The sequence below is a fragment of the Fibrobacter succinogenes genome (assembly GCF_902779965.1).
In the GTDB taxonomy this organism is placed as follows: Bacteria; Fibrobacterota; Fibrobacteria; order Fibrobacterales; family Fibrobacteraceae; genus Fibrobacter; species Fibrobacter succinogenes_F.
On sequence record NZ_CACZDK010000059.1, the window covers coordinates 1 to 8,971 of the forward strand.

An 8,971-nucleotide genomic window follows, 5' to 3' on the forward strand; every position below is an offset into this window, starting at 1 on the left:
ATTCGTAATGGCTTAAGCTCTAATCTCACCCGCATAGCGGGTGGTTGTTAAAGCCGATGCTACGCATCGGCTTCTTACCTAAAGGACTTAACAGAAAAAGCCCGCTCAATAGCGGGCCTGACAAGATTATTTGAGTAAAGGTTTAAAGGCGAGCAGGACAAGGCGCAAGGCGACGTAGCGTACCCTCGTACGTGAGGAGCACTGCAACGCCGTAATGCGAAGCCTTTTTAACCTTTAATCGCGTCGCCCATGCTGAACATCGGCATATACATTGCAATCAAAAGGCCACCGACAGCGCCGCCCAAGAACACGATGATAATCGGTTCAATCATGCTAACGACGGCATCCACAGCAGCGTCCACTTCTTCATCGTAGAAGTCCGCAAGTTTCAAAAGCATACCGCCGAGGTTACCGGTCTTTTCACCGACGCCTGTCATTTGGATCACCATGGGCGGGAAAATGCCCACTTCTTCCATCGGTTCTGCAATAGATTTACCACCCGCAATACCAATCGATATTTTATAAATAGCCTTTTCAACGACTTTATTACCTGCGGTTGTCGCAACGACCTTCAATGCATCCATCACAGACACACCGGCATTCAAAAGCGTTCCTAGCGTTCTCGAAAAGCCTGCCGTTGCGGACTTAATCTGCAAATCGCCTAGCTTGGGTAGTTTTAACGTAAACTTATCCATCGCAAATTGCGCCGCCGGTATTCGCATTATCATTTTATACGCAAAAATGACAAGAACAAGCCCGATAAACATGAACGCACCGTTATTTCGCACAAAGTCAGACATATCCATCACAACTTGCGTCGGAGCCGGGAGTTCTGCATCAAGAGCAGCGAACTGTTCAGCGAACGTCGGCACCACGAACGTCATAAGTGCAATCACCACGACAATACCCACAATAATAACCATGATCGGGTAAGTCAAGGCTTTTTTCACTTTGCGTTTGAGGCGCTGGTTGTTTTCGAGCGTTTCAGCCAAACGAGCAAGAATTCCTTCAAGGATACCACCCGCTTCACCTGCAGCCACCATGTTGCAATACAGGGAGTCAAAAACTTTCGGGTGTTGCGCCAAGGCATCTGCCAAAGAAGAACCACCGTTAATCGATTGCGTTAGTTTGTGTACAACACTTTTAAGTTCAGGGTTTTCGCACTGCGCTTCAAGGATGTTCAAGCACTGAAGCATCGGAAGACCAGCCGAGCACATAGACGAGAACATACGCGTAAAACGAGTGATATCTTCGGTCTTGATGCCAGAACCAATCTTAATCTTGATTTCGGTCGGTTTTTTCTTGAGGCTCGTGATCACCAAACGGCGACGGAGCAAGAGGGCTTCGGCTTCAGCCTTGTCTTTCGCTTCGAGCGATCCTTCAAAGCTATTACCTTGCGCGTTTTGCGCCTTGTATAGGAATTCTGCCATCGATTACACCCCTTCTTTTACGAACAATTGTTCCAACTGGTCCGGACTCGACGAACGAGCAAGTGCATCGAAACGGTCAACCTTGTGATTCTTGACAAGTTCGCACAAGCACATGTTCATCGTGTTCATGCCGAACTTCTGACCAATTTCAATCATGGATTCAATCTGGTGAACCTTGTCATCGCGGATCAAAGCGCGAATACCTGGAGTCACGTTCATCACTTCGTACGCCATCACACGGCCACCGCCAATCTTTGGGATAAGCGTTTGGCAAATAACGCCTTGCAACACGAACGAAAGCTGAGTACGCACGGTCTGCTGTTCGCCCTTCGGGAACGCGTCCACCACACGGTTAATAGTCTGTACGCAAGAGTTCGTATGCAATGTTGCAAACGTCAAGTGACCCGTTTCTGCAATAGTCAATGCAGAGCGGATAGTTTCGAGGTCACGCATTTCGCCGATAAGCACCACGTCCGGGTCCTGACGGAGAGCCATCTTAAGTGCTTGGGCAAAGCTGTGCGTATCGCTACCGACTTCGCGCTGGTTAATCATGCATCCCTGGTGCTTGTGCAAAAATTCAATCGGGTCTTCGACCGTCAAAATGTGGTCGTGACGTTCCTTATTGATTTTGTCAATCATGGCCGCCAAGGTTGTCGACTTACCGGAACCGGTAGCACCAGTCACAAGGACCAGCCCAGAGGGTCGGGTTGTAAATTCGGCCATGATCTTTGGAAGACCAAGGTCCTTGAACGTCTTAATATCAAGCGGAATAATACGGAGGGCAAGCGCTACGCAGCCTCGCTGCAAGTAGGCGTTCGCACGGAAACGCGCAAGATTTGCAATGCCGAATGAAAAGTCGCATTCCTTTTGCTGTTCAAAAGTCTTTTTCTGGGCTTCATTCATCAAGCTGTAAGTCATACGCATGGTTTCGTCTGGTTTGAGCTTATTCTCCCCAATGGGAGTAAGCTTACCGGAAAGACGAATAAGGGGGGGAGCACCGGCTGTAATATGCAAGTCGGAAGCACCTCGTTTGACCATTTCTGCTAAAAGATCCTGAATGTTATATGCCATACTCTAGAATATAATTTAAAAACCTCGAAAATTTCATAAATTCTTTACACAATGCGTTCATCCACTTATAAAATACTCGCATGGGTAGGGGCAATCTTATTCTTCGCGTTCGCTTTTTATGCGATGGAATCTCGTTCGCGCCCTAAACTAGTCTTTCCGGAGACAGTTGTGAATTTTGCTGCCGAAAATGTGATGGGCGGCACATCAAGCTATGCAAACGAAAAAGGGACGGCAACGCTTATTGTGCTCACGGCATCTTGGTGCCCTGCATGCCGCGCAGAATTGCCCGTGCTCAAGCAATTCCATAAAGAATTCGGACCAAAGGGCCTCAAAATTGTAATGATTGACGAGGACGATTCCAAGAAGGTCGCCCGCAAATACAAGAAGAGTATGGATATCCCATGGACGATGCTCCACTGGAACTACGATGCGATTAAGGCGCTCGGCAATCCGGGCGTGATTCCCGTGAGCTTTGTCGTGGACAAGGACGACAAGATCCAGCACGTCGATATCGGTTCGTTAAACGAACTGAGAGTGAGACAGGAACTCAAGAGACTGCTGGGGAAGTGATTTAGACGATAGATCGCTTCGCTGATAGACGAAAGACGAGAGAGAAATAATGGCACTTCGTGCGTCATTATAGGGCAGCTTAGCAGCGATTTCATCCCTTTCGTCTCTAATCTATAGGACCAAAGGTCCGTTCTTTCATCTATTCACGCTATCGGGCTTGGGAATAGAATCACGTCGGCGATTTCTTCTTTCCCGAGAGCGAGCATGAACAGGCGGTCCAGCCCGAGAGCTACGCCAGAACAAGCAGGCATTCCCGATTCAAGAGCAGCAAGGAAACGTTCGTCCAGTGGAGGAAGAGGCTTGTTCATTGCACGGCGAATGTCCAAGTCCGCATTGAAGCGGCGGCGCTGTTCCACGGCATCCGTGAGCTCCGTATAGCCGTTGCACAGTTCCACCTGATTCACGAAAAGTTCGAAGCGGCGAGCCCACACACGATCGTCAGCGTCGGTGTAGGTCTGCGCAAGCGCAGCCTGCGATGGCGGATAGTCAAGAATGAACTCGGGACCGTTACTCGCCAGCGCGGGCTCGACCAAGAATACCATCATGTAGTCCCACCACTCTTCGCGAGAGAGCGTTTCACTCTTTTCGGGCACAGGAATCTCGCGGGTGCGGCAGGCGTCTGCAAAGTCCGAAAGCTTTTCGCAGAACGGATCGATACCGGCGTAGTTCTTAAACGCATCAATCCAGCGGGTGCGGCGTGCGTTTAGTTTAGTCCCAATAATTTCGCTCACGAGGTCTTCGACTTCGTCCATGAGCTTTTCTTGCGGCATGCCCACGCGGTACCATTCCACCATCGAAAATTCGTTATTGTGGTGGCCGCCAAACTCGTCCTTGCGGAACGATTTGGTAATCTGGAAAATGTCCCCGAAGTTCGCGGCAAGCAAACGCTTCATGTGGAATTCCGGGCTCGTCATCATGAAGCGCTTTGGATCTTCGATTTCAAAGTAATCGAGTTGCGGGTCCGTTCCGCCATAGGCAGAAAGCACTGGCGTCTCGACTTCAAGCGCATTACGACGAACAAAGAAATCACGAACCTTAGTCATCAACGCTTGGCGCTTGATCCAAGTTTCTCGCGAACAGGTGGGCGCAAATGCGCCCGACTTCAAATTTTCCATTTATTCAGCTCCGGCTACACAACGGACCGCAAGATAGAAACTCGGGTCCACCGTGATAGAGCCGACATCCTTGTCAGATGCAAACATGGTGCGGGCTTTGCCACGACCATCCGTATCGACATCCGCAGTCCAGAAGTAAGCGCCATCGCCCATCGTCGTGCAGACGCCACTCTTGTTGGCGTAGCCTCCGAACATGGCAGTAAATGCATAATCGTCGCTGCCATTGCTCTTGAGCTTGAGAGCGGCTTCGCGAGAACCGCCGGCATAGTCTTCAAGCTTTTTCCAGTCTGCATCCGTAGCGAGATGATAGCCTTCTGGGCAAGCGGTCTTGGCAGCTTCCTGCGTGTAGAGGCGGCCAAAAGTCTTGCAATTTCCATCATCGCGGTCATAGCACATAGAACCGTCCTTGGCATCGTAATTCAAGTTTTCTACGAACCAATTAACGCCGCCAATTTCCTTGACCTTATAAACTTGTTTGTCACGTTTGTCAACAAAGTTTTTGAAAACAGGGCAACGAGTGCTGAAACCTTCGGCAGAAAGAATCGGGTCCACCTTGCCTTTCCATGCCGTACAGAAGCGGAACAGCTGACCGCCCGGAAGCGACGATTTTGCAGCCTTGTGCTTTGCAGCCCAAGTCTTCACGTAATTCACGCCCGTCACTGCGGTATCAGGAATCGAAAGGACTTTGGCGTACTTGCTCGTGTAAGCGGCATATGTACCGGCAGCAGACATTGGAGCCTTCCAGAAGCCTTCCGTAAACCCTGTGCGAAGAGCGGCAAAAACAGGAGACGGTTTATAGACTCGAATCGTCTTGTCCACCATCTGCTCTGGATTCTTTTTGCAATCGACATCATGATTGATCGCCATCAAAGAATTTGCATCCACCTTGCATTGGGCGAGACACTTTGTTCGCGCCGCACCTTTCTTGGGACACGGTTTCCAGACCGTCGTATCGACCTTCACGAGGGACTGTTTTCCAAATGCCTTCGTCTTTGTTGCAGCCTTAGCCACTTCGTCAAGCGTCTTGAGAGCCTTGCCACTCCCCTTTTCGGCATCGCTAAACAAATACTTGATTACACCCGTGCAGGCATTGGCCGCATTTGCCATCCCGCAAACCTTTGTTCCAAATCCATACGCAAATTGCGATGGGCAAGCAGCAAAAGCTTCATCCGGCATCTGCTTGAAAACCTTCGCGTAAATATTGGACGCATTCTTTGCAGACATTTTGCCGCAATAAATTTCTTCCATTTCGCCGGAATCAACAATTTTACGAACCTTTTTCCAGTTGTTCGAATCGACAGCGTTGCGGAGAGCCTCCTGCGCAAACGCCCCCTGAGCCAAAAATGCGGAAACCAACCCCGCCACAAAAAATTTCTTCATTTTTTCCTCTTTTAAAACTTTACAATAGTCTAAATATATTACGAATTATAACCAATACTTAACGCAGATGCAAAAAAATTGTTGCACACTAATAATATTTTACTATTAGAAGCCACCTATCATATAGGTTTTCTATCTTTGGCATCATGTTTAATGCAGAACTCACACGCAATGAATTCCCGATGCTAGTCGCTGGCGACAAGGAGCAAAAGCCCCTCGCCTTTTTGGACAGCACCGCCACCACACAAAAACCCGCCTGCGTCATCGACGCCATGGACGATTTTTACCGCGAGCACTACAGCTCCGTAAAACGCGGCGTTTATCGCCTGAGCGCCCGCACCACGGAAGCATTCGAAAAGACCCGCAAAGACGTTGCGAAGTTCATCAACGCAAAAACCGAAGACGAAATCGTGTTCACCCGCGGCACCACCGAGAGTATCAATCTCGTGGCCTGGAGCTACGGACGCAAATTCTTTAACGAAGGCGATGAAGTTTTAATCAGCGCTTTGGAACATCACGCCAACATCGTGAGCTGGCAACTCGTTGCCGAAATGAAGGGCGCCAAAATCAAGGTCATCCCCGTCAAAGACGATGGCGACTTGGATTTAGCAGCACTCCCCAACTTGCTCACGCCCCGCACCAAGATGGTCGCAGTCGCCCATGTAAGCAATTCCGTCGGAACGGTCAACCCCATTGCAGAAATCATTGCAACCGTCCGCAAGCTCGCCCCGCAAGCCAAAATTTTGATTGACGCCGCCCAGAGTTCTAGCCACATCAAGATTGACGTGCAAAAGCTGGACTGCGATTTTCTCGCCTTCAGCGGCCACAAGATGTACGGTCCGACGGGAATCGGCGTTCTTTACGGCAAGTACGAAGTACTCGACAGCATGCCGCCCTGGCACGGCGGCGGCGAAATGATCAAGAATGTGACTTTCGAAAAGACGACCTACGCCGATGTCCCCGCACGCTTTGAAGCAGGCACGCCCGCCATTGCCGAAGTCATCGGTCTCGGAAAGGCTGTAGAATGGCTGAACGAAAAAGGCCTTGAAAACATCCGTGAGCACGAAGCACAAATTACGCAGTACGCCTTGAAGCAGCTCGCCGAAATCCCGCAAGTGAAAGTTCTTGGCAATCCGAAGGAACGCGGTGCGCTCATCAGCATCACGTTGGACGGAATCGCCGTCGGCGACGCCGCCATGATTCTCGACGAAGAAAACGTCGCCGTACGCAGCGGGCATCACTGCGCGCAGCCGGTAATGGACCGCTTTGGCGTAGACGCCACGCTCCGCTTGAGCTTTGGCGCTTACACGCTCGAACGCGACATCGACCGTTTTGTTGCGGGCATCAAGCGCGTGATTAGGTTGTTCGCTTAGACAATCACACCATTAGAAAAACCTCCCCAATGAACTCAAAGGGGAGGCATTTTTTATTTAAACCGTAACTAGAAACTAGTCTTTAATGCAGCGAACTGCAAAAGCGCTTCTCATATCTGCAGAAAGGACATCCGTCCTAAAGACAGCAGTCAAAACCAGCACATACGCGTTTGTTTCATCCACCATCGAAGAAGACCACAAGTCTCCGTACTCGCCTAACAAATCGTAAACTCCTTCAGCAGTTCTGCGTCCCGAGGGAAGTGCAGAAAAATCGTAATCGTCCGTGCCGTTACCGCTATCTTTCCAACCACTCTTCGCCTTGAGTTTCGGTCCAGACGTATACTTGCCACCCAAAGCTTCAATTAACGTTTCAAATTCTTCTTTAGACGGAAGATGCCAGCCTTGAGGACAAATTCCTTGCACAGGATAAGTCGGAGCACAAGTTGTTGAGCCATAACCACAGCCCTTGCCGTTTGTACTCAAGCCGCCCAAGGTATCCATAATGCCGGCCCATGTATAAAGACGACCATACTTGTCGCAATTCGAGGCAGATTTATCATAACAGAAACTATGATTCACCTGATAATTGAGGTTTTGTGCCATCCAAATTTGATTTTCCACCTTGACAGCACCATATGTTTTCCCATCACGATAGTCTACAAAAGTAGGTTCAAACGCTTCAATAACCTTGCTGCTACTGGATTCGCTCGAAGAGCTATAAGTTTCAACAACAGAAGAGCTAGATACTCGGGAAGTAACTGAGCTTGACGACTTATCGTCATTTTCATCAGCACTATTCACTGATTCGCAGGCCATGAAGAATTGCGAACAAATCGCAATAATTGGAATAAGTTTTTTCATAATTAGACTCCTTTGGTTAATTCGGTCTCAAATTACAAAAAATGATTTTTTAAGACCTTATTATTAACGCAATTTTTTAAATGTTTTATAATTTTATCCTTAACTGCGCCATTTTATACCCAAAATCAGATTTTTCGGGCAAAAAAAAAGGGATTGTTGTTACAAAAATCCTCGCATTCGAAAGAAAAACGAAAGGCTATCGCGAAAACGACATAATCAAATCATTCATGGCAAACCATCGTTTGCAAAATAAAGAATTTTGTCAACGGCTGATTGCAGAACAAACAATCGCCTCGGTCATAGCGATTCGAGCAAGCTCGATCGCTGCGACTCTCGGCTTACAGTTGTTTGCAAAATTTCACAAGTTTTACTTTTCATAAAATTTTGCTTGTATATTGGTTCTCCGAAAATAGATGGAGAACTCATTATGGCAAATAAATTTGCTCACGATCCTTATGTTCGTTCAGTGCTTAAGGATCCTGTTCGCACCGCAGAACTATTGCGGCTTGCTGCACGCAAGAATTCTAACCTCGCGCAATTCCTCGCAACCGTGAATCTTGATACATTGCAAGAAATTCCCGGAGCGTATAGCGACACGATTTCCTTTGGCTACGGGGACTTGGCATTTACCGTAAAAGTAGAATGTGATGAATCCAAGCAAGCTGAACTTCTTGTCGGCATCCTTGAAGAACACAAGAGCTATCCCGACTGCTCAATCATCCCCCAGCTAGTAAAATACTGGTACGAGATTATGGTCAGAAACCAGAAAAATATTCCGACCATCGCCATCGTTCTGTACAATGGGAAGGATCCCTGGAAAATTGAAAAACAGGTCATGTTTCCCAATTATCCTGAATATTATCATAGAATCGGACTTCCGTTTATTTTGGAAGTTGTGGATATCAGCGATATTTTTAGCGAAGATGAGATTTCTAAAATCTCGCCCAAAATCGCACTTGCGCTAGTTGCGTTGAAATATGTCTTTTCTGGAGATAAGCTTAAAAAGTATCTGAAGCCAGCCATCGCAGGACTTAAGGCTCTGCCAAAAGACAAAGCGGAAGACTTTCTCACTCAAACTTTTATATATTTGACGCCTACGGCGTCCGCGGCGGCGGCTCGGTAATAAAAATATGCAAGCATATTTTTGCAACGCTCGCCTTGCACGCTTATT

At 48.3% G+C, this 8,971-nt stretch carries 9 protein-coding genes; 4 read left to right on the forward strand and 5 right to left on the reverse strand.

The genetic code is table 11. The features are described 5' to 3' along the window. Positions 1-227: 227 nt before the first annotated feature. Both HUF13_RS16705 and HUF13_RS16710 read right to left on the reverse strand, forming a co-directional pair. Positions 228-1,430, reverse strand: coding sequence for a type II secretion system F family protein (locus tag HUF13_RS16705; protein ID WP_173476162.1), 1,203 nt, complete (start codon positions 1,428-1,430; stop codon positions 228-230). Between the two features lie 3 nt (positions 1,431-1,433). Then, on the reverse strand, positions 1,434-2,501 hold the full coding sequence (locus HUF13_RS16710; RefSeq protein WP_173476163.1) for a type IV pilus twitching motility protein PilT: 1,068 nt from the start codon (positions 2,499-2,501) through the stop codon (positions 1,434-1,436). A 168-nt stretch (positions 2,502-2,669) separates the two neighbouring features. Here HUF13_RS16710 and HUF13_RS16715 point away from each other — a divergent pair, with 168 nt between their 5' ends. Beyond that, positions 2,670-3,071: a TlpA disulfide reductase family protein gene (locus tag HUF13_RS16715; RefSeq protein ID WP_304039339.1), complete on the forward strand. Its 402-nt coding sequence runs from the start codon at positions 2,670-2,672 to the stop codon at positions 3,069-3,071. Between the two features lie 143 nt (positions 3,072-3,214). Here the strand turns inward: HUF13_RS16715 and epmA are convergent, their stop codons facing one another. Both epmA and HUF13_RS16725 read right to left on the reverse strand, forming a co-directional pair. Further along, positions 3,215-4,186 carry an EF-P lysine aminoacylase EpmA gene (epmA, locus tag HUF13_RS16720; RefSeq protein ID WP_173476165.1) on the reverse strand — a complete coding sequence of 324 codons (972 nt, stop codon included), beginning with the start codon at positions 4,184-4,186 and terminating at the stop codon, positions 3,215-3,217. Further along, the gene (locus HUF13_RS16725; protein WP_173476166.1) at positions 4,187-5,566 is read right to left on the reverse strand and encodes an FISUMP domain-containing protein; all 1,380 of its coding nucleotides are present in this window, start codon (positions 5,564-5,566) and stop codon (positions 4,187-4,189) included. It lies immediately after the preceding gene. A gap of 146 nt (positions 5,567-5,712) precedes the next feature. On the opposite strand from HUF13_RS16725, the gene HUF13_RS16730 reads away from it, so the two are divergent. After that, positions 5,713-6,939: an aminotransferase class V-fold PLP-dependent enzyme gene (locus tag HUF13_RS16730; protein ID WP_173476167.1), complete on the forward strand. Its 1,227-nt coding sequence runs from the start codon at positions 5,713-5,715 to the stop codon at positions 6,937-6,939. Positions 6,940-7,014: 75 nt separating this feature from the next. Here the strand turns inward: HUF13_RS16730 and HUF13_RS16735 are convergent, their stop codons facing one another. After that, entirely contained in the window at positions 7,015-7,800 is a 786-nt protein-coding gene (locus HUF13_RS16735) for a fibrobacter succinogenes major paralogous domain-containing protein (protein WP_290922346.1), read from the reverse strand. Between the two features lie 80 nt (positions 7,801-7,880). Between HUF13_RS16735 and HUF13_RS16740 the strand changes: the two genes are divergently transcribed. Together HUF13_RS16740 and HUF13_RS16745 are read left to right on the forward strand one after the other, a co-directional pair. Next, positions 7,881-8,180 (forward strand): hypothetical protein, encoded by a 300-nt coding sequence (locus HUF13_RS16740; RefSeq protein ID WP_173476168.1) that lies wholly within the window; start codon positions 7,881-7,883, stop codon positions 8,178-8,180. Positions 8,181-8,227: 47 nt separating this feature from the next. Further along, positions 8,228-8,923, forward strand: a complete 696-nt coding sequence (locus tag HUF13_RS16745) for an Rpn family recombination-promoting nuclease/putative transposase (RefSeq protein ID WP_173476169.1) — start codon at positions 8,228-8,230, stop codon at positions 8,921-8,923. Positions 8,924-8,971: the final 48 nt, after the last annotated feature.